Below are 20944 nucleotides of genomic sequence, written 5' to 3' on the forward strand. Positions count from 1 at the left end.
CGTATTGGCCCGGCGTGGAGCGGGGTCATCATCGCTCAGAGAGGAGCGACCGTGACGAATGGATTCAGCACTCCCATCAACCGGCGCACGCTGTTCAAGTTCGGTGGGGCCGGGCTCGCGCTGGCCGGCATCGGATCGTTGGCGGCGTGCTCGACGGCTGGCGGAGGCAGCAACACGGGGACGGTGAAGATGCTCTACTTCGGGGAGCAGAGCGCCGCCACCGCGCTGCAGAAGGCGATCGAGCCGAAGATCAAGCAACTGGACAAGAAGGCGAGTCTCGAGGTCACGGCGATCAACGGCACGGACTGGAACGACTTCCTCGCCAAGGTGCTGACGCAGGTCGCGTCGGGCGACGTCCCGGACATCGTCAGCGTGGCGACCGAAGGCCAGCAGCTCCTGGCGTCGAAGAACCTGCTCGCCCCGCTCGACGACCTCGTCACGAAGAACCTGTCGGATCTGCACGCGTACTTCAGCGGTGCCCACCCGGCGCTGATCGAGTCGACGATGTACCAGGGCCACCTCTACACGCTCCCCGACAGTTTCAACGCGGGCAGCATGTTCTACTCGACCGAACTCTTCGACAAGGCCGGCCTCGCGCGCCCCGCGGCCGACTGGTCGATGGACGACTTCCACTCCTCCGCAGAACGGCTCGCGAAGATCGGTTCCGGCACGTACGCGTTCGACTGGGTCGTGCGCCTCTGGGGCAGCTGGACCTCGTTCCTGTACGCCAACGACGGCAACCTGCTGCAGGAGGGCAAGTACTCCGGTGGCGACTGGTTGTGGAAGAGCAAGGCGTTCGCCGACAACCCGCTCGGCGTCACCGGTCGCAAGGGCGGCTGGAAGTGGGGTGACCCGACCGCCAACTCCGACGCAGCGGTCGAAGCACTCGAGTACGTCATCGAGCTGCAGAAGTCCGGCGCGTCCCCTTCGCCGGACGTCGGCGGTGGTGCCACCCTCCAGGGCCTGATGTCCTCCGGCCGGATCGGCATGACGATCGGCGGCGGCTTCTGGGCCGGCGGTCTCCACAACGCAGGGATGCGGAACGGCAGCTTCGACGTCGTCGAGTTCCCGACCTGGAAGAGCAACAAGTCGCTCTTCGGCGCCGGCGGGTACGGCATCTTCAACTCGTCGAAGCAGAAGGACCTCGCGTTCGAGGTCATCAAGCTCATGGTGCAGCCGGAGAGCTTCGACGCGCTGTGGCCGGGCAACGTGACCACACCCGCGCAGAAGTCGCTGATGACCGCGGAGCGGTACTCCACGACGGGGCCGGAGCACTGGTCGGTGTTCTACGACCAGCTCGACAACTCGGTGCCCATCTCCGCACCGCCGTACTACAACGCCCTCGCGACGGCCCTCAACCAGCGGACCACGCAGGCCATCTCGTCGGGGAACGCGAAGAAGGCGCTCGACGGTCTACAGGCTGACATCGAGCAGGCCGCAGCGCAGGCATCGTGATGACCGCAACGACAGAACGACGCACCCAGCGCGCGGCCGAGGTCGCAGCCCGCCGGCCGGCGGCGAAACGTGCCCGTCGGCGTGAGTCCACGTTCGGCTTCCTCATGATCGGGCTCGCGGTGGTGTTCGTCGCCGTGTTCACCCTCGTCCCGATCCTCGCCTCACTCGGCCTGTCGTTCACCTCGTGGGACGTGATCAGCAGTCCCGAGTGGGTCGGCCTGGACAACTACGTCCGACTGTTCACCGACGGGCCGGTCCTGGCGTCCTTCGGGGTCACCATCGGACTCGCTCTCGCCATCGTCGTCCTGCAGATCTCGCTGGGCTTGCTGCTGGCGGTGCTGGCGAACAACCGGAAGCGCAACACCACCCGCGTGTTCTTCCGCACCGCGTTCTACCTGCCGCTGCTGGCGTCCACAGCAGCCGTGTCGATCTTCATGGGCTACATCTTCGACACGAAGTTCGGCCTCATCAACTACTACCTCAACGAGATCGGCCTCCCCGGGGCGCACTGGCTGAACGACCCGTTCTGGGCCAAGGTCACGATCGTGATGGTCGTGGTCTGGCAACAGGTCGGCTTCACGTTCGTGTTGTTCGTCGCCGCGCTGCTGGCGGTCCCGGTGGACGTCCAGGAAGCCGCCTCGATCGACGGCGCCGGCCCGTGGCGGACACTCTTCCAGATCAAGATCCCCCTGATCAGCCCGACGATCCTGTTCGCGACCGTCATCGCGATGATCAACGCCATGCAGCTGTTCGACCAACCGTTCATCATGACCAAGGGCGGGCCCGGTACAGCGACGACGACGGCCACCATCTCGATGTACCAGGCCGGGTTCCAGAACCTGCAGTTCGGATTCGCCTCCGCCATCGCGATCCTGCTGCTGGTCATCATCGGGATCATCACCGCCGTCCAGTTCATCGCCGCACGAAAGCTGGTGTTCTACCAATGACGACCACACAGACGTTCGATCCACTGCACAGCCCGGAAACCGTGGCACAACCGAGCATCGGCCACATCGTGCGCCGGCGACGTCCGGTCGCCACCGTCGGGAGCATCGTCGGCCTGGTCATCCTGATCGTCGCTGCCGTGTTCGCCCTCGGGCCGCTGCTGTGGACGCTCACGACGTCCCTCCGAACGCCGGCTGAGTCCTTCGACAACCCGCCGCAGTGGCTCCCGCTGTCGTGGGACTTCAGCAACTACGCGGCCGTCTTCGACCAGATCCCGATCGGCCAGTTCTTCCTCAACAGCGTCGTCGTCACACTGCTGATCGTCGTCGGCCAGACCGTCACCTGCACCCTGTCCGGCTACGCGTTCGCCATGATCAGCTTCCCGGGGAAGAACACCGTCTTCGGGATCTTCCTCGCCACGATGATGGTCCCGATCCAGACGATCATCATCCCGGTCTTCGTCATCCTCAAGGACATCGGGCTGACGGGGTCGATCGCGTCCCTGATCGTCCCCGCCCTCGGGAGCGCGTTCGGCACGTTCCTGATGCGGCAGTACTTCATGCAGATGCCCAAGGAGCTCGGCGAAGCAGCGCGCATCGACGGTGCCAGCCAGTTCGGCGTGTTCTGGCACGTCTACTCCAGGATGGCCAGCCCCGCGATCGCGACGCTCGCGATCCTGAACTTCTCCGGCTTCTGGGCCGAGTACTACCGGCCGTTGATCTTCCTCAACCAGCAGGACACGTTCACCCTGCCGCTGGGGTTGGTCGGTCTGCAGGGCAACCTCGGCACCGGGTCCATCTCGGTCGTCCTCGCGGGCGTGGTGCTGACGATGATCCCGAGTGTCCTGCTCTTCGTCTTCGCCCAGCGGTACTTCATCGAGGGCGTCACGGCTGGATCCTCCCGATGACCGACCACCACCTCCCGCAGTTCCACGTCCGGCTGCCCCGTGGCTACCTCAACGACCCGAACGGACCGATCGACATCGGCGGACAGGCGCACCTGTACTTCCAGTCGAGGCCGCTCGTCGACCTCGAGATCCCGGTCGAGTGGGGACACGCCACCAGCGAGGACCTGGTGCACTGGAGCCTGCACCGGCCCGCGATCGTCCCCGTCCCCGGGGGCGCGGACTCCGGGGGCGCGTGGTCGGGCAACACGGTGCTCCACGACGACGTCGTCCGCGCGTACTACTCCGGCAAGGTCGACCACAGCCCGTTCCAGTCGGTGCTCCTCGCCGAGTCCTCCGACGGCGGCACCAGCTTCGGTCCACCCGTCCAGGTCGTGGCAGACCCGGCGGCCGACGAGGGGATCACGATGTTCCGCGACCCGTTCGTCTGGCAGGACGAGGACGGCTGGTCGATGGTTGTCGGAGCAGCGGCTGCGAACCAGACCGCGGCGGTCCGTCACTACCGATCCGCCGACGGCGTCACCTGGGCGTCCGCCGGCGACCTGGTCGCGATGACCCGTGCCACGGTCGAGGGCATCGACACCGGCGCAGGCTGGGAGTGCCCGCAGATCCTCACGGTCGACGGCACCGACGTCGCCCTCATGGCGTCCTGGTCACACGAGGACGGACCGGGCGAGGTCATCGCGGTCCCGTTGACCGGCACGCTGCACCCCGACCGGGTCGACCACGGGCAGCACTTCTACGCGCCGTCCGTGATGCGGACCGGGTCGTGGGGTGCGGTGCTCTTCGGGTGGGTCACGGAAGGTCGTCCTCTGGAGGCGACCGCGCAGGCGGGCTGGTCCGGTGCCGTCTCCCTGCCCAGGAGGGTGTGGCTCACCGACGGACGACTCGCGAGTGCACCGCACCCCGCGGTGGAGTCACTGCGAGCAGGCACGTCGCGTCCGGGCCACGGGGCGACGATCGGCGCGCAGGTGGAGATCGTGCTCCCGACCCCGGTCACCGGCGTCGTCCGTCTCCGGTTCTCGGAGGCCGAGTACCTCGACGTCCGTGTCGACCTGGAGGCCGACACCCTCACCGTCGATCGGAGTCGTGCCAGCGGGGACACTCGCGCGGACACGAGCCCTGCCGTGGTCCGGGCGCCGTTCGGACCGCGGAGCGAGCTGCCGGCGGTGCGGGTGTTCGTGGACGGGTCCGTCGTCGAGGTCTTCACCAGCGCCGGCCGATCCGTCACGACGCGCGTCTACCCCGAGCAGGCACCACCCTGGACTGTGGAAGCTCCTCCCGAGGCGTCGGTCTGGGACCTGCGGAGCGCTGTGACGGTGGCGGGTCCGAGATGACCCGGCCCCTGATCACCGTTGCCGGCGAGTCGTTGGTCGACGTCGTGCACGACGGATCACAGCGTGAGGTACCCGGTGGGAGCCCGGCGAACGTGGCACTCGGGTTGGGGAGGCTCGGTGCACCGGTCGAGTTCGCGACGTGGCTCGGGGACGACGTCCGAGGACACCGCATCGCCGATCACCTCCTGGCCTCCGGCGTCCGAATCGTCGACGGGACGTTCCGAGCCAGCCGGACGTCCTCCGCCTCTGTCCGGCTCGACGCGGACGGCCAGCCGACGTACGAGTTCGACGTCGAGTGGGACCTGCCGGAGCTGCCACGCACGCCGAGCTGGCTGCACGTCGGATCGATCGGCGTCTTCCTCGAACCCGGGGCGAGCAAGGTGTCGGAACTCGCGCGACGCACCGCGGCGGCCGGGGGAGTCGTCTCGTTCGACCCGAACATCCGTCCCGCGCTCCTCGGCGCGGCTGCCGACGAGCGACTCACCTTCGAGCACCGTGCAGCGACGGCGAACGTCGTGAAGCTCTCCGACGAAGACGGTGCGTGGCTCTACCCGGGGCTGTCCGAGGACGCTGTCCTCGATCGCGTGCTCGGCTGCGGCGCCCAGCTCGCGGTCCTCACCACGGGCGCCACCGGCTCGCTCCTGGCGACCGCGACCGAGCGGGTACGGGTCCCCGGTGAACGCGTCGACGTCGTCGACACCGTCGGAGCGGGCGACACCTACATGGCAACGCTCGTCTGGCAGCTGCGGGACCACGCCACCGTTCTCGACTCGCTCGGCGAACCGATCCTCACGGAACTCGGACGTGTCTGCACCCGTGCCGCGGCGATCACCGTCGCCCGGCGGGGAGCCGATCTGCCGAGTGCCACCGACCTGATCCCCGTGCGGGGAGCGACTCCCGAAGCGCACGATCCGACGCAATCCCGACCTCGAACCGGAGTGGACCATGACCTCTGAATTCCGACGACGCGCACTCCTCCAGGGTGCAGGCATCAGTGCGCTCGCACTGTTCGCCGCGACCGCGCCAGGCGAAGCAGCACGCGCCGCATCACTGTCCCGACCCGGGGCTCCGTCCGCAGCATCCGCAGTGACCGGCACCTCGCTCCGTGCCAGGTACCACATGACACCGCCTGCCGGATGGCTGTCCGATCCGCAGCGTCCGGTGTTCACCAGGGGCGCGTACCAGCTGTACTACCTGCACTCCGACGTGGACAACGGCGACGGCGGCTGGGACCACGTCTCCACCACCGACGGTGTCGACTTCACCTTCGAGGGAACGGTCATCCCGCTGCAGACCAACCTGCCCACGTGGACGGGGTGCACCCTGATCGACACCGACGACACCGCCGGCTACGGTGCCGGTGCCGTCATCGCCCTCGCGACCCGCCCGACAGGGGGCGTGCGGAAGTACCAGGAGCAGTACCTGTTCTTCTCCACCGACGGCGGCTTCACCTTCACCGCCCGACCGGATCCCGTCATCGTCAACACCGACGGCCGCGCAGCGACCACCGACGCAGAGGTCTCGAACGCCGAGTGGTTCCGTGACCCGAAGGTCGCCTGGGACGCCGCCCGCAGCGAATGGGTCTGCGTCATCGGGCGGCAGCGGTACGCCGCGTTCTACACGTCGAAGAACCTCGTCGACTGGACCCTGCAACGGAACTTCGACTACCCCGACCACGACCTCGGAGGCATCGAGTGCCCCGACCTGTTCCAGATCACCGCCGACGACGGGACGACGCACTGGGTCCTGGCCGGCAGCATGGACGCCTACAACGTGGGTCTGCCCTGCACCTACGCCTACTGGACCGGCTCGTGGGACGGCACCTTCTTCACCGCTGACGACCTCACACCGCAGTGGCTCGACTGGGGCTGGGACTGGTACGCGGCCGTCACCTGGCCTGCGGTCGAAGCGCCGGACACGAAGCGCTACGGCATCGGTTGGATGAACAACTGGAAGTACGCCGACCGGCAGGTCCCGACCGACGCCTCGGACGGGTACAACGGTCAGAACTCGATCGTCCGCGAGATCACGCTGCGCCGTCGGTCCGCTGGCGGCTACGCGCTCATCAGCGAGCCCGTCGCAGCGCTCCGGAGCGCGGCGACCCGGACCGTCCCGATCGCTGACCAGTCGGTCAACGGATCCACGGTCCTGCCCTACGACGGGCGGGCCTACGAGATCGAACTCGACGTGACGTGGTCCGACGCCACGAACGTCGGGGTGTCGGTCGGACGCTCCGCTGACGCCACTCGGTCCACGAACATCGGCAAGGCCGGTGGCGACCTCTACGTCGACCGCGCGCGCTCCGATCGTGCCGGGTTCGCGCTCTCGCCGTACACCCGCGCCGCGGCTCCCGTCGATCCTGCGACACGGTCCTCGCACCTGCGGATCCTCGTGGACACGCAGAGCGTGGAGGTGTTCGTCGACGACGGCGCGACGGTCCTCTCGAACCAGGTGAACTTCGACACGGGCGACACGGGCATCTCGTTGTTCTCCGACGGCGGCACCGCGACCTTCTCCGGCATCACCATCCGCGAGTACGGGGGCGAGTAGAGACGCAGGTCCGGGAGCTGCGACAGTGCCGGGCGTCGGTGCGGATGGCGGGCGAACGGAGGGCCAACGGGGGCGGTCGGACGGCGGTCGGAGGTTCGTCCGAGGGAGATGGTGTGTCCTGGGACCCGGACCGGACGACCGAGCAACCAGCGGTCGCCGCGGTTCTCCGACTCGACCCGAACGGACCGCATGACACACTCCTCCACCGTCGCGCTCGGCAGTCCCACGCACTGCTTCGTGGAGCAGTACACGGACCTCGTGTACTCGCAGTTCCGCGACGGAGCCCTGTTCGCGGGCGGACGACAGCTGCACTTCGACCTCCTGAAGCCCGTGACCGCGACACCGACGCCCCTGGTCGTCTTCATCAAGGGCGGCGGGTTCCGGAACGTCCACCGAGCCCGGTACGTCCCCGCGCTGGTGGCCCTGGCCGAGCGCGGGGTCGCCGTCGCCAGTGTTGAGTACCGGACCAGCAACGAGGCGCGGTTCCCTGCCCCGGTCGACGACGTGCGGGAAGCGCTCCGTTTCCTCCGCGCACACGCGGACGCGTTCAACCTGGATCCGGGTGCGGTCGCGCTCTGGGGCAACTCCGCCGGCGCGACCATCGCGACGATCGTCGGCGCCTCCGCTCCCTCGGAACCGGAGCGGGTGTGCGCGGTCGCCAGCTGGTACGGCATGCACGATCCGCTCCGCTCACCGGAGCTCCGTGCCCCCGGGTCGCCCCTGCACACCGCGTTCGGGGCACCCGGTGCGGACGGCAGTCGGTGGTTCCGACCCGCAGACCACATCACGGCCGAGTCTGCGCCGACGTTCCTCCTCCACGGGACCGACGACCGGGTCGTGCCCGTCGAGCAGAGCGTGTCCCTCGCCGCGACGCTCGCAGAACAGGGTGTTCCCCACGAGTTCATGCTCGTCGACGGTGGTCACCACGACTTCGCCGAGATGAGCACGCGGACCGATGCCCTCACCAGGACCTACGACTTCCTCCACGGGCACCTGCTCGCGCGCGTCGAGCGACACGGCACGTCCGAGTGACCGCACGGTCCGGTCAGGTCAGGGATCGCTGAGGGTGCCACGGACGATCGAGTCGCCGGAGCGCGCATTCGAGTTCGGCGCGGCCGGTCGTCCCGGACCAGCGGGGCAGCGCGGCGACGGTCTCGGCGTCACCGCGGGGGAGTCCGGGCACGACACCGGTCGCCACACCGACGCCGAGGACCACGGCGAGCACGCCGACGCCAGCGAGCACGACCGCGAGCGGACGGCGACGACGCGGACGGCGAGGCACCGCACGGCGCTGCGCCTGGGACCCTGGCGCGCCGCTCGTGTGCCCCCGGCGCTCGCCCTGCTCCGGGTCCGGGTTCGGTGGCCCGCGCTGCCTGTTGCGGCGTCCGTGCGATCTCGGCCGCGATCCATTCCCACACGTGCTCCGGGGGCGCGATCAGCCCGACGCCCTCGGACTCCCGGGTCACCGCGGCGACCCGCTGCAGCGCGGCCACCTCGTCGCGGCACCGGTCGCAGGACGCCAGGTGCTCGGCGACCCCGTCCGAGGCCACCTGATCGGAGACCGCGAGCATCGCCAGCGTCTCGTCGTCGACGTGCTTCATTCGATCACCTCGAGACGTGTTCGGAGCCGAGCGAGGCTTCGGTGGATGTGGCTCTCGAGCCGTTCGGCGATCTCACGATGGTTGAGGTCGTCGGAGGACGGCAGTCGTGCGACCGCGGTGGAGTTGCCACCGGCGTCGTCCTCGACGTCGCACCCCCACTACCGGTGGAGCACCCCGATCGGATGCAGCGGTTTGCTGGGGATCAGCTGAGACGGCGCCAGACCCCGGCGTTCCCGGGACGCGACCAGGTCTCCGGATCGCCCGTGACGGCGTCGTCCCCGGCGCCCCGGTCGGTGAGCCGGTACGCGGAGTCCGGCGTCCACCCGGCGACGACACTCGCCCGGTCGTCGTCGACCCGCACCGCGAGCCCGGACGTGCGGAACCAACCAGCGACGGTCAGGTGCACGACGTCGAACTCGGTGGCCACCGCTGACCAGTCCGGCAGCACCCAGTCGCCCTGCCGTCCGGTCGCCAGGGCCCAGTCGTTCCGCCGGGTGGTCCGTGTCACGTCGAGCGGCCAGCGGCGGCACAGCGCAGCCCAGTCGTCGGGCCCGTCGACGGTGCACACCCGCGCGGCGACATCGGCGGGCACGGCCGAGACGACGGCGCGTTCCTGCCCGAAGGAGTCCTCGACCGCCCAGAGCGCCAGCGGCCCGGCGGACGGGAACGGCGCTCGCGTGTGCTGCGCGAGCGGCCACGGCGGAGTCGTCCACCACACCCCGCTGGCCACCCCCGGGTTCCCCTCGGCGTCCTCGCGGCGCAGCTCCCGGGACCATTCGGCGAGCGCCTCTGCCACTCCCGGGCGTCGGGGCTGCTCGTCCCGGTCGAACTCGACGGTCCATGCTCCGCCCTGCGGGTCGAAGAGCCGGCGCACGACCGGGCTGTCGACCGCCCACCGAGCGAGCCGCCGGAGCGCGGCCTGCAGTTCCGTCCGAGCGAGGAGCGCGTCCAGCGCATCGGGTTGCTGCCACCACAGCGCGCTGTCCGCAGTCGACTCGAGCGCGACCACGACGTCGTCCTCGCCCACGGACGGCAGGGGCACCGCCGCGAGTGCGCTCGCCACCGCTGCCAGGTCCGGAGCCGGCTCGGGTTCGATCGCGGCACCGATGCCGAAGAGCGTTCGGTCGTCGCCGCGTTCGACGCCGAGGTGGTAGTCCGCCCAGAAGAGCAGGTGGCCGAGCTGCACGGCGGCCGGGTCGTCGGAGTCCTGGACACCGCTGACGAGCTCGAGGCAGAAACGCCGGCCACGCGGGTGCGCGAGCAGGTCCGAGGCATCGATCACGGAACCAGGCTACTGACGGCCACTAACGCACGCGCCGCATCCGCCGATAGCCCTGGGTGCAGGCCCACGGACGGGCCCGCATCCCGCCCCACGGACGGCGGCGGGACGATCGAGAACCAGGACGGGCCATGATCGTCGTCACACGACTGAACGGCAGCGGATTCGCTGTGAACCCCGATCTCGTGGAGCGCATCCAGGAGACGCCGGACACGACGCTGATCATGGTCGACGGTGCGAAGTACATCGTGCGGGAGTCGATGGCCGACGTCATCGACCTGATCGCCGCGTACCGCGCACGCATCGTGGGCATGGCCTACGGCACCGACCAGGCCCCGCGCGCGAGCACGAACACCGGTTCGCAGCCGACGCTCGCCCCGGTCGCCGCCCTCCGCTCGACGCAGCACGGCCGCGCGCTGGACGGGGGTCGCTGACGTGGACATCGCAACGATCGTCGGGATCCTGCTCGCCTTCGGCGCCCTGTTCGGCATGGTCCAGATGGAGCACGTCGAGCTCGGTGGGCTCTTCCTGCCCGCTCCGATGCTGCTCGTGTTCGGTGCCACCATCGGCTGCGGCATCGCCAGCACCACCCTCAAGGACGCGATCGCCAGCTTCAAGGCCGTGCCGAAGGCGTTCACCGGCAAGGTCACCCCGCCGGCGTCGGTCATCGACGACGTCGTGGGGCTCGCCGAGACGGCGCGTGCGAACGGCCTGCTCGCCCTCGAGCAGGAGGCCGACAAGCACGACGACCCGTTCATGAAGAAGGCGCTGCAGAACATCGCGGACGGCACCGACGGTGACGAGCTGCGGATCCTGCTCGAGGACGAGATCGAGTCGAACGCGGCCCCGACCCGCAGCGCGAGCGCGTTCTTCATGGGCCTGGGCGGCTTCGCTCCGACCGTCGGCATCATCGGCACCGTCGTCTCGCTGACCCACGTGCTCGCGAACCTCGGCAAGCCCGACGAGCTCGGACCCCTGATCGCCAGCGCGTTCGTCGCCACCCTGTGGGGCCTGCTCAGCGCGAACTTCATGTGGTTGCCGATCGGCGGGAAGCTCCGCAAGCTCGCCCAGCTCGAGTCGGACCGCCAGACGCTCCTGATGGAGGGGCTGCTCGCGGTGCAGGCGGGCAGCCAGCCTCGTCTGCTCGGTGAGCGCCTGAAGGCCATGGTGCCGCCCGGCGCCCGCGCCGACACCGGCGGCAAGGGCGGCAAGGGCACCAAGGCCGGTGGCAAGGCCGACGCGGCCGACGACCAGCAGCTGGCGGCCTGACGGTGAGCGCCAACCCCCGTGGCCGCGGCCGAGGTCGCGCGAAGAAGTCCCACGACGAGGCTGAGCACCCCGACGAGCGCTGGATGGCGTCGTACATGGACATGATCACGGTGCTGATGTGCATGTTCCTCGTGCTGTTCGCGATGTCCACCGTCGACCAGCAGAAGTACATCCAGCTGAAGCAGTCGCTCGCCACCGGCTTCGGCGAGGTCGACTCGCAGAAGATCGACACCGCGAGCGGCACCGTCGTGACGAAGGACCAGGTCGAGGACGGCTCCGGCTACTCGACCGACAAGTCGCAGGCCGACCACTCCACCGCCTCGTCGGGCACGAAGGACACGAACGTCGATCCCGCGTCGACCGTGGTGCCGACGACCGCGTCGAAGCGGGACCTCACCGACGCGAAGCGTGAGCTCGACGACCTGACGGCGATCAAGAGCGCGATCCAGGAGAACCTGACCGAGGCCGGCCAGACCGCCAACGTGCAGTTCACCGTCGATGCCCGCGGTCTGATCGTCCGGCTGGTCGGCAGCGAGACCTACTTCGGGACGAACAGCGCCGACCTGTCCGACCAGGCGCGCCGGATCATGGACGCGATCGCCCCGGTCCTGCGGACGAGCCACCACGACGTCAGCGTCGAGGGGCACGCCGACCAGCGGAACTCGACCGCCCCGTACGCGACGAACTGGGAGCTCAGCGCGGCACGGGCGACCGGGGTCCTGCGCGACCTGGTCGAGCGGGGCGGGATGCCCGGCGACCACGTGCAGAGCGTCGGGTTCGGGTCGAGCCGGCCGCTGGCGAAGGGCGGCACCGACCAGGACCTCGCCCTGAACCGGCGGGTCGACATCGTGGTCCTGTCGAACGCCGACCAGGACGTCAGCGCCCTGATGCCGGCGCTGGCGAAGGCGCAGGACGGAGCGCAGCAGGGCTGAGACACACACCGCACGGAGCGCAGCAGGACTGAGACACACACCGCGCGGAGCGCACCAGCGCTGCCCCCCACCGCCCCACTACGGGGTACAGCACTGACGGGTGCCCCACAGGTGACCGATAGACGCAGCCGTGACCGAGACCCTGCCAGCGCCCGAGGTGTACGACTTCGCGCGCCCGTCGACGCTGGCCCGTGAGCACGCCCGGGTGCTCGAGCTCGCTTTCGAGACCTTCGCGCGCCAGTGGGGCACGCAGCTGACGGCGAAGGTCCGCGCGGTCAGCCAGGTCACCTGCGAGCAGGTGCAGATGACGACGTACGACGAGTACGCCGCGTCGCTGCCCGCGCTCACCGGCATGGTGCTGCTGCCGATCACCGACCTCACCTCGAAGGGCGTGCTGCAGCTCCCGCTCGACGCCGCCCTGACGTGGGTGTCGCACGCGCTGGGCGCCTCGAAGCCGCTGCCGACCCCGGACCGCACCTTCACGCCCATCGAGCAGGCCCTGGTGCGCAAGATCGTCGAGGACGCCCTCGACGACCTGCGGTACTCGTTCGGCGGGCTGCTCGCGCAGGACGTCACGGTCGGCGGGTTCCAGTTCAACAGCCAGTTCGCCCAGGCCGCCCAGAAGGGCGACCTGATGATCGTCGCCTCGTTCTCGATCCGGGTCGGCGACCGCATCGCTCCGGGCACGCTGGCCCTGCCGGCCGAGGCCGTCCTGCCGCAGCTCGGCGAGGCCGCCGCGCACGTCTCGCCCGCCGACGCCCGCGCCCTGCTCGACGCGCAGCTCGAGAGCGTGCCGGTCGGCGTCAGCCTGCGCTTCGCCCCGGCCGCGGTCCTGCCGACGCAGGTCTTGCGGCTCGCCGTCGGCGACGTCCTGCCGCTGCCGCACCCGCAGCACCGGCCCCTCACCATCGCGGTCGACGGCGAACCCGTCGGCACCGCCGCGGTCGGCGCGAACGGCTCGCGCCTCGCCGGCATCGTCGTCACCACCACGAGCACGGAGCAGCACTGATGACCGAAACGACCACCCTCCACACCGCAGCGGCCGAGTCGCTCGCGGCGCAGCTCCCGACGGCCGCCCCCTTGACCGCGGTGCTCCTGCCTGGAGGCGCGACACCGGTCGTGCTCGACGCGGCGACCGACGCCGTGGTCGCGTCGTTCGTCGGCGGCCTGTCGGCCGATCTGGCACTCGTGCTCACCGACCTCGAGGCGATCACGGCCGCCGGCGGCACCGACCACGGCATCGTGGCCGTCACGGACGTCCTGCGTCCGTCGCTCGAGGCCGCGGCCGGGGTCCTCGGGGTCGGGGGGCTCGGCGAGGCGGGCCGCGAGTCGGCGGCGTCGCTGCTGGCCGACCCGGACACCGTCGTGTTCGAACTCACCGCCGGTGGGCTGCCCGCCGGGTGGTTCGGCATCCGGATCCGCGAGAACGGCACGGTGTCGGCGCCGGTCGTGGCGAACCTGCCCGCGGGCAACCTCGGCCGGATCAACAACGTCGAGATGACCCTGACGGTCGAGATCGGCCGCACCCGGATGTCGGTCCGTGACGTGCTCGGCATGGAGCCCGGCGCCGTCGTCGAGCTCGACCGCAGTGCCGGTGCCCCCGCCGACGTCCTGCTGAACGGCCGCCTCATCGCGCACGGCGAGGTCGTCGTCGTCGACCAGGACTACGCGGTCCGGATCACCCGCATCCTCGACGTCGCCGAAACGGTCTGACCCGCACGTGGACACCCTCGTCGTCACCCTCCGCGTCGCGCTCTCGCTCGGCGTCGTGCTCGCCCTGATGTGGGTGCTGCACCGCGCGAGCCGCAAGCGCTTCTCGGGCAAGCCGTCGGGCCGCCGTGCCGCGACCGTCGAGGTCGTCGGTCGGCAGGGCATCGGCGGCAAGGCGAGCGTCGTCGTGGTCGACGTCGAAGGGGAGCGGCTCGTGCTCGGCGTCTCCGAGCACGGGGTCGCCCTGCTCACCAGCGGGCAGGCGCCCGCGCCGGAACTCACGATCGTGACCGGACCGGTCGCGCTGCCGGTGCGCCCCGCACCGTCGGCCGACGTGTTCGGTCAGGAACTCGCGCTGCAGTCGGACGCCACCACGTCCCTCCAGGCACGGCCGGAGCGCCGCGGGCGCGTCGATCCGGAACCGGCTGGTGGGGCCGGCCTCGCGGCAGCCGCTGCCGACGCGACCGACGCGCCCGCGGTGGCCGGCGCCGTCGCGCCGTTGCCGATGCGCCCGCGCAACCGTCGTCCGCAGCGTGCCGTGCCGAGCGCGCAGCAGCTGCAGGGCTCGATCCTGTCGGTCGACACCTGGCGCCAGGCCGCGGCCGCGCTGCGGAACCGGCGGGCCGGGTGACGGCGGCAGGGCAGCACCGGCTGGCACGGTCGGGTCGACTCGTCGCCCTCGTCCTGCTCGGCCTGGCGGTCGTCGCCGGGTTCCTGATGCTCACGACCACCGGTGCGCACGCCGCCGGCGTCGTCGAACCCACCGCCCCGGCGACCCCGACCGCCCCCGCGACCGGTGACTTCAGCGTCAGCGTGAACGGCCCGGACGGCACGCCGTCGTCCGCCGTGGTGACCCTCATCGGCATCACGCTGCTGAGCGTCGCGCCCGCGCTGATGCTCATGATGACGTCGTTCACCAAGATCTTCGTCGTGCTCGCGATGACCCGGAACGCGCTCGGGCTGCAGTCGATCCCGCCGAACCAGGTCATCGCCGGACTGGCACTGTTCCTGTCGTTGTTCGTGATGGCACCGGTGCTCGGGCACATCAACGACGACGCCCTGCAGCCCTACCTGGCCGGCCACCTCGACTTCAACCAGGCCGTCGAGATCGGCACGAAGCCGCTGCGGACCTTCATGCTCCACCAGACCCGCGACGAGGACGTCGCCCTGATCACCCGCGCCGCCGGGCTCGACAACCCGAAGTCGATGGCGGACGTGCCGATGACGACGGTGATCCCGGCGTTCATCATCTCGGAGCTGCGCAGCGCGTTCATCATCGGGTTCGTCATCTTCATCCCGTTCCTGGTGATCGACCTCGTCGTCTCCGCGGCCCTGATGTCGATGGGCATGATGATGCTCCCGCCGGTCATGATCTCGCTGCCGTTCAAGATCCTGCTCTTCGTGCTGGTCGACGGTTGGGGCCTCATCATCACGTCGCTCATCGAGAGCTACCACGTTGTCTAGGGGGCACGCATGAACCAGCAGGCCGTCATCGACCTCGTGCTCCAGGCGCTCCTGGTGTCCGGCAAGCTCGCCGCCCCGGTCCTGGTGACCTCGCTCGTCGTCGGCTTCGCGATCTCGCTGTTCCAGTCGGTGACGCAGATCCAGGAGGTCACGCTCTCGTTCGTGCCGAAGGCCGTCGCCGTCGCGATCGCCCTGGTGGTCTGCGGCAACTGGATGATCTCGGAGATGATCGCCTTCACGCACGTCGCCTTCGACATGATCCCGAAGCTGCTCGGGGCCGGTTGATGGAGCTCGCCATCGACGCCGACCGTCTGGAGGCGACCATGCTCGCCGGCGTCCGGCTCGTCGCGTTCTTCGTCATCGCGCCGCCGTTCTCGTACCGGGCGTTCCCGGGCACCGTGAAGGTGATCCTCGGCCTGGGGCTCGCCATCGGCGTCGCGCCGCGCGTCGCCGTCGGCTACGAATCGCTCGACACGGGGCCGTTCCTGCTCGCCCTGCTCACCCAGCTCGTGGTCGGGCTGTCCCTCGGGTTCCTGGTGTTCCTGGTGTTCGCCGCCGTGCAGTCGGCGGGTGCGCTCATCGACCTGTTCGGCGGGTTCACGCTCGCGCAGGCGTTCGACCCGCAGTCGCAGGTCAACGGCGCCCAGTTCACCCGCCTGTTCCAGATGACCGCACTCGCACTGCTCTTCACCTCGGGCGGCTACCAGCTCATCGTCGGTGGGCTGGTGCGGTCGTTCGACGCCGTGCCGCTCACGGGCACGTTCGCGGTCGACGGGCTCGCCTCGATGCTCGTCGCGGCGATGTCCCAGATGTTCCTCGCCACCCTGCAGATCGCCGGGCCGCTCGTCGTCGTGCTGTTCCTGGCGGACGTCGGCCTCGGGTTGCTCACCCGCGTCGCACCGGCCCTCAACGCGTTCCAGATGGGGTTCCCGATCAAGATCGGTCTGACCGTCCTGTTCGCCGGCGCGCTCTTCATGGCCCTGCCGCCGGTGGTGTCGTCGCTGACCGGCGACGCCGTCGAGGCGATCACGGGACGGGGGTGACGACGTGTCCGACAGCGGAGAACGCTCCGAACAGGCGACCCAGCAGCGGATGCGCGAGGTCCACGAGAAGGGCCAGGTCGGCCGTTCGCAGGACCTCGGCGCGTGGATCGGCATCGCCGTCGCGGCGCTCATGATCCCCGCCGCGATCGGCAACGCCGCCGCCGCCGGGCAGGACCAGCTGCTCGCCGTGCAGCGGGTCATCGAGGACCCAGAGATCGGTGCCGTGCGGGCACTGCTCGCCGACGCCCTCGGTTCGATGGGTGCGACCCTCGGCCCGATGCTCGCCGTGGTCGCGGTCGCCGTGCTGGCCGCCGCCGTCACCCAGGGCGGGGTGCACTTCCGGAAGATGACACCGCAGCCCGACCACTTCGATCCCGTGGCCGGACTGAAGCGCGTGTTCGGTACCCAGGCGCTCTGGAACGGCGCGAAGGCGCTGCTGAAGACCGCCGTCGTCGGGCTCGTCCTCTGGTTCGCGGTGCAGGGACTCATGCCGGTCCTGATGTCGAGCGGCTCGCTGCCGCTGTCGGCCGTGCTCGAGGCCGCCGCAGCCGGTTCGGGCACCCTGCTGCGCGCCGCGATCGTCGCCGGGCTCGTCCTCGCGGCACTCGACGTGTTCGTCGTCATCCGCCGCAACCGGAAGCGCACGATGATGACCAAGCGCGAGGTCAAGGACGAGAACAAGCGGAGCGACGGCGACCCCCTGGTGAAGTCGCAGCGCCGCTCCCGCCAGCTCGCGATGAGCCGCAACCGGATGATCCAGGTCATCGGCACCGCGGACGTCGTGATGACGAACCCGACCCACTACGCCGTCGCGATCAAGTACGAGCCGGGCAAGTCCGCGCCCCGGGTGGTCGCGAAGGGCGCCGGCCCGGTCGCCGACGTCATCCGTGCGCGTGCCGAGGAAGAGCGGGTGCCGATCGTCCGCGACGTCCCGCTCACCCGAGCGCTGCACGCCGCCTGCGAGCTCGGACACGAGATCCCCGTCGACCTGTACACCCCGGTGGCCCGCGTCCTGTCCTTCGTGATGGCGCTCAAGGCCCGCGGCACCGCCGCCGGCACGCACGCACCGCCGCGGCCGACCACCCCGGACGAGGTCGCGAGCGTCATCGACCCGGCCACCCTGACCGGTGACCTCCGCCCCCGCAAGCTCCGCCCACCGCGCATCGCAGAGAACCAGACCGAAGGACTCCCCGCATGAACCGCAAGGACCTGCCGAAGCTCGTCGTCCCGGTGTTCATCGTCGGCATCATCCTGCTGCTGATCCTGCCGGTGCCGTCGTTCCTGCTCGACTTCCTGATCATCATCAACATCCTGCTGGCGCTGGTGATCCTGCTCACGACGCTGTTCGTGAAGAAGCCGCTCGACTTCTCGGTGTTCCCGTCGCTGCTGCTCGTCGCGACGCTGTTCCGACTCGGCCTCAACGTCGCGTCGACCCGGCTGGTGCTCGGCGAGGGCTTCGCCGGCGACGTCATCCAGGCGTTCGGCCACGTCGCCGTCTCCGGGTCGATCATCATCGGCGCGGTCATCTTCCTGATCCTCATCGTCATCCAGTTCGTCGTCGTGACGAAGGGCGCGGAACGCGTCGCCGAGGTCGGGGCACGGTTCACCCTCGACGCGATGCCGGGCAAGCAGATGGCGATCGACGCCGACCTCAACGCCGGGCTGATCACCGACCAGGAAGCCAAGGAGCGCCGCGCCGCCGTCTCCGCCGAGGCCGACTTCTACGGCGCGATGGACGGTGCGTCGAAGTTCGTCAAGGGCGACGCGATCGCCGGCATCCTCATCATCATCATCAACCTGATCGGCGGCATCGCGATCGGCATGCTGCAGAACGGACTGTCCGCCACCGACGCCCTGTCGAAGTACGGCATCCTGACGATCGGCGACGGCCTGGTCACGCAGATCCCGGCGCTGCTCATGGCGGTCTCGACGGGCATGATCGTCACCCGTTCCGGCGCGGAGTCCGAGATGGGGTCCTCGGCCGCGACCCAGCTGTCGCAGTCGCGGAACGCCCTGATGATCGCCGGCGTCGCCGCGATCGCGATGGGCTTCATCCCCGGCATGCCGATCCTGCCCTTCCTGCTCGTCGGCGCCACCCTGCTGTTCACGGGCTGGCGCATCGGCCGGAACGCCGCCCGCGCCGAGGCCGACGCCGCCCAGCAGCAGGCGCTCGAGGCGGCGGCACCGACCGGTGACACCCCCGAGGACCTGCTCGAGCAGATGCGCGTCCACGCCCTCGAGATCCTGCTCGCCCCCGACCTGGTCGACATGGTGTCCGGCGCGTCCGACGACCTGCTCGGCCGCGTGCGGGCACTCCGCCGCAAGATCGCGATCGACATGGGCATCGTCGTCCCGCCGGTCCGGACCCGCGACTCGATCGACCTGCCGCCGTCGACCTACGCCATCCGCATCGCCGGTGTCGAGGCCGGTCGGGGCACCGCCCCCGCCCGCAGCGTCCTGGCGCTCGGCGACCACCTGGACGGCCTGCCCGGCACCTCGACCGTCGAGCCGGTGTTCGGCCTGACCGGCAAGTGGGTGCCCGCCGAACTCCGGCACGCCGCCGAGATGACCGGCGCGACCGTGATCGACCGTGTCTCCGTGCTCGTCACCCACCTGCAGGCCGTCATCGGCGACAACGCCGCACGCCTGCTCACCCGCGAGGACGTCAAGGTCCTCACCGAGGGCGTCAAGCAGGTCAACCCCGCCGCCGTCGAGGAACTCGTCCCCGGCATGCTCTCGATGGCCGAACTGCAGCGGGTGCTGCAGGGCCTGCTCGCCGAGCGCGTGCCGATCAACGACCTCGGCCGGATCTGCGAAGCCCTCACGCTCCGCGCCAAGGTGTCGACCGACCCCGAGGGGCTCGTCGAGTCCGCCCGTGCGGCCCTCGGACCGGCCCTCGCCGCCCGCCACACCGACGCCGGCACGCTGCGCGTGATCATGATCGACCCGATGCTCGAGCAGTCGATGCTCGAGGGGCTCCGGCCGTCCGAGCAGGGCAGCCAGATCGTCCTCGACGCCCACCGCATCGAGCAGGTCCTGGGCTCCGTCCGCGACGCCGTGCGCTCGGTGGAGGACCAGGGGCTCTCCGCCGTCCTGGTCTGCGCCCCGCAGCTCCGCCCGGCCGTGCACCGCATGGTCGCCGCCCAGTCGAACGGGCTCCCGGTGCTGTCGTACCAGGAGGCCACCGCCGCGGGCTCCACCATCGAGACCGTGGGAGTGGTCCGTGCCGCCGACCCGATTGCAGCGTAGCGGCGCCACGCTCGAGTCCCTCCGCGACGCGGTCCGGACCGAGTTCGGCGCGGGTGCACGGATCGTCGCGGCCGAACGGGTGACCTCGCCGGGCTTCGGCGGGCTGTTCCGCAAGGCACACGTCGAGGCCACCGTCGAGGTGCCGGAACCGGGGGACCAGCCCACCGCCCGGGTGGTCATCGCCGACTCGCCCGAGCAGCGCGTCGGCATCGCCGCGCTGCTCGCCGACGCCGAGGCGGCCGAGGCACGCATCGCCGGCACCGACGGCACCAGGGCGACGCGGGCCGACGCGTTCGCGTCGGTGCTCGACGGGTTCCAGGCGGACGGCATCACGACGAGCGCCCCGCGCCCGACGCGCGCCCCGTCCGAGCCGGACGTGCCCGCGGGGGTCGACCCGCGCCTCCAGGCCGCCGTCGACGCGGTCACCGAGACCCGGTCGGGAGGCCCGTCCCGCGTCCTCGACACGCCCTCGCCGGCACCGGTGGCCCGGCCCACCGCACCGGCGGTGCGGTCCGCGGACGGCGACCTGGTGCTCCTGGTCGGGCGGCCGAACGACGTCGACGCGGCCGCCGGACTCTTCGCGGTGCGGCACGCGCTCCGGCCGACGGACGCCGCCGACCGCCGGGCAGCCATCTTGGCCCGGGCGGACGGCGTCCGTGACCGGCACGCCGTGCTCGCGGTCGCCGCGTGGGACGACCTCGCGACGAGCGACGGGCTGCAGGCCGACCAGGTGTGGGTCGTGGTCGACGTCGGGCGGAAGCCCGAGGACTCGGCCGCGATGGTGTCCGCGGTGGCGTCGCGGCTGCCTGTGGTCGGGGTGGTCGCGATCGGTGCGGGGGAGACCGCCACGCCCGGGTCGGCGGACCTGCTGGGGCTCCCCGTCGTGTCGCTAGGCTGAACGGGTGCTGGTACTCACGCGGAAGGTCGGCGAGCGGATCCTCGTCGGCGACGACATCGTCATCACGGTGCTCGACTCCCGGGGCGACGGCGTCCGGATCGGCATCGACGCCCCGCGCGGCGTGAAGATCCAGCGGGAAGAGGTCGTGCGTGCGGTCGCCGAGGCGAACGCCGAGGCCGCTGCCGCCGGCGACGACGCCGAGGCGCAGCTGCGCGCGGCGCTCGGGGCACGTGGCGGGGCTGCCGCGGACGGCCCGGCCTCGTCCGCGCCGTCCGACTCCGCGCCGACCGACTCCTAGTCGTCCGGAG

The 20944-nt window shown here is 70.5% G+C and carries 22 protein-coding genes; 20 read left to right on the top strand and 2 right to left on the bottom strand.

What is annotated here, in order from left to right:
* Positions 1-51: 51 nt before the first annotated feature.
* The 7 genes from ASF75_RS02080 to ASF75_RS02110 all read left to right on the top strand — a co-directional run bounded on the left by ASF75_RS02080 (position 52) and on the right by ASF75_RS02110 (position 8223).
* Positions 52-1455, top strand: a complete 1404-nt coding sequence (locus tag ASF75_RS02080; protein ID WP_056068528.1) for an ABC transporter substrate-binding protein — start codon at positions 52-54, stop codon at positions 1453-1455.
* Complete coding sequence (locus ASF75_RS02085) at positions 1455-2402, top strand: carbohydrate ABC transporter permease (RefSeq protein WP_017887448.1); 948 nt, start codon at positions 1455-1457, stop codon at positions 2400-2402. The genes ASF75_RS02080 and ASF75_RS02085 overlap by 1 nt, the downstream gene beginning before the upstream one ends.
* Positions 2399-3307, top strand: coding sequence for a carbohydrate ABC transporter permease (locus tag ASF75_RS02090; protein ID WP_082509364.1), 909 nt, complete (start codon positions 2399-2401; stop codon positions 3305-3307). Before ASF75_RS02085 ends, ASF75_RS02090 begins: the two co-directional genes overlap by 4 nt.
* Entirely contained in the window at positions 3304-4641 is a 1338-nt protein-coding gene (locus tag ASF75_RS02095) for a glycoside hydrolase family 32 protein (protein ID WP_056068531.1), read from the top strand. The genes ASF75_RS02090 and ASF75_RS02095 overlap by 4 nt, the downstream gene beginning before the upstream one ends.
* Entirely contained in the window at positions 4638-5597 is a 960-nt protein-coding gene (locus tag ASF75_RS02100; RefSeq protein WP_056068533.1) for a carbohydrate kinase family protein, read from the top strand. Before ASF75_RS02095 ends, ASF75_RS02100 begins: the two co-directional genes overlap by 4 nt.
* Positions 5587-7191, top strand: a complete 1605-nt coding sequence (locus ASF75_RS02105; RefSeq protein WP_056068535.1) for a glycoside hydrolase family 32 protein — start codon at positions 5587-5589, stop codon at positions 7189-7191. The genes ASF75_RS02100 and ASF75_RS02105 overlap by 11 nt, the downstream gene beginning before the upstream one ends.
* Before the next feature lie 189 nt (positions 7192-7380).
* Positions 7381-8223: an alpha/beta hydrolase gene (locus tag ASF75_RS02110; RefSeq protein WP_056068537.1), complete on the top strand. Its 843-nt coding sequence runs from the start codon at positions 7381-7383 to the stop codon at positions 8221-8223.
* Between the two features lie 13 nt (positions 8224-8236).
* Here the strand turns inward: ASF75_RS02110 and ASF75_RS02115 are convergent, their stop codons facing one another.
* A complete protein-coding gene (locus ASF75_RS02115) occupies positions 8237-8434 on the bottom strand; it encodes a hypothetical protein (RefSeq protein ID WP_140448031.1) in 198 nt (65 codons plus the stop codon).
* Positions 8435-8994: 560 nt separating this feature from the next.
* Positions 8995-10074, bottom strand: coding sequence for a hypothetical protein (locus ASF75_RS02120; protein WP_056068539.1), 1080 nt, complete (start codon positions 10072-10074; stop codon positions 8995-8997).
* A gap of 128 nt (positions 10075-10202) precedes the next feature.
* On the opposite strand from ASF75_RS02120, the gene ASF75_RS02125 reads away from it, so the two are divergent.
* The 13 genes from ASF75_RS02125 (at position 10203) to csrA (ending at position 20934) form a co-directional block, all read left to right on the top strand.
* The gene (locus ASF75_RS02125) at positions 10203-10505 is read left to right on the top strand and encodes a flagellar FlbD family protein (protein ID WP_056068540.1); all 303 of its coding nucleotides are present in this window, start codon (positions 10203-10205) and stop codon (positions 10503-10505) included.
* Between the two features lies 1 nt (position 10506).
* Complete coding sequence (locus ASF75_RS02130) at positions 10507-11340, top strand: motility protein A (RefSeq protein ID WP_056068543.1); 834 nt, start codon at positions 10507-10509, stop codon at positions 11338-11340.
* Positions 11341-11342: 2 nt separating this feature from the next.
* The gene (locus ASF75_RS02135; protein ID WP_056068545.1) at positions 11343-12272 is read left to right on the top strand and encodes a flagellar motor protein MotB; all 930 of its coding nucleotides are present in this window, start codon (positions 11343-11345) and stop codon (positions 12270-12272) included.
* Between the two features lie 130 nt (positions 12273-12402).
* Positions 12403-13281, top strand: coding sequence for a flagellar motor switch protein FliM (locus ASF75_RS02140; protein WP_056068547.1), 879 nt, complete (start codon positions 12403-12405; stop codon positions 13279-13281).
* Positions 13281-13985 (top strand): flagellar motor switch protein FliN, encoded by a 705-nt coding sequence (fliN, locus tag ASF75_RS02145; protein WP_056068549.1) that lies wholly within the window; start codon positions 13281-13283, stop codon positions 13983-13985. Before ASF75_RS02140 ends, fliN begins: the two co-directional genes overlap by 1 nt.
* A 7-nt stretch (positions 13986-13992) precedes the next feature.
* Complete coding sequence (locus tag ASF75_RS02150; protein ID WP_056068551.1) at positions 13993-14613, top strand: FliO/MopB family protein; 621 nt, start codon at positions 13993-13995, stop codon at positions 14611-14613.
* Positions 14610-15446, top strand: a complete 837-nt coding sequence (gene fliP / locus ASF75_RS02155) for a flagellar type III secretion system pore protein FliP (RefSeq protein WP_017887434.1) — start codon at positions 14610-14612, stop codon at positions 15444-15446. Before ASF75_RS02150 ends, fliP begins: the two co-directional genes overlap by 4 nt.
* Positions 15447-15455: 9 nt before the next feature.
* The gene (locus ASF75_RS02160) at positions 15456-15731 is read left to right on the top strand and encodes a flagellar biosynthetic protein FliQ (protein ID WP_017887433.1); all 276 of its coding nucleotides are present in this window, start codon (positions 15456-15458) and stop codon (positions 15729-15731) included.
* Positions 15731-16489 (top strand): flagellar biosynthetic protein FliR, encoded by a 759-nt coding sequence (locus tag ASF75_RS02165; protein WP_056068554.1) that lies wholly within the window; start codon positions 15731-15733, stop codon positions 16487-16489. Before ASF75_RS02160 ends, ASF75_RS02165 begins: the two co-directional genes overlap by 1 nt.
* Positions 16490-16493: 4 nt before the next feature.
* A complete protein-coding gene (locus tag ASF75_RS02170) occupies positions 16494-17687 on the top strand; it encodes a flagellar biosynthesis protein FlhB (protein WP_056068556.1) in 1194 nt (397 codons plus the stop codon).
* The gene (locus ASF75_RS02175) at positions 17684-19738 is read left to right on the top strand and encodes a flagellar biosynthesis protein FlhA (protein ID WP_056068558.1); all 2055 of its coding nucleotides are present in this window, start codon (positions 17684-17686) and stop codon (positions 19736-19738) included. The genes ASF75_RS02170 and ASF75_RS02175 overlap by 4 nt, the downstream gene beginning before the upstream one ends.
* The gene (locus ASF75_RS02180; RefSeq protein WP_056068559.1) at positions 19713-20636 is read left to right on the top strand and encodes a hypothetical protein; all 924 of its coding nucleotides are present in this window, start codon (positions 19713-19715) and stop codon (positions 20634-20636) included. The genes ASF75_RS02175 and ASF75_RS02180 overlap by 26 nt, the downstream gene beginning before the upstream one ends.
* A gap of 4 nt (positions 20637-20640) precedes the next feature.
* Positions 20641-20934 carry a carbon storage regulator CsrA gene (csrA, locus tag ASF75_RS02185; RefSeq protein ID WP_056068561.1) on the top strand — a complete coding sequence of 98 codons (294 nt, stop codon included), beginning with the start codon at positions 20641-20643 and terminating at the stop codon, positions 20932-20934.
* Positions 20935-20944: the final 10 nt, after the last annotated feature.

Source organism: Curtobacterium sp. Leaf154 (assembly GCF_001424595.1).
Taxonomy (GTDB): Bacteria; Actinomycetota; Actinomycetes; order Actinomycetales; family Microbacteriaceae; genus Curtobacterium; species Curtobacterium poinsettiae.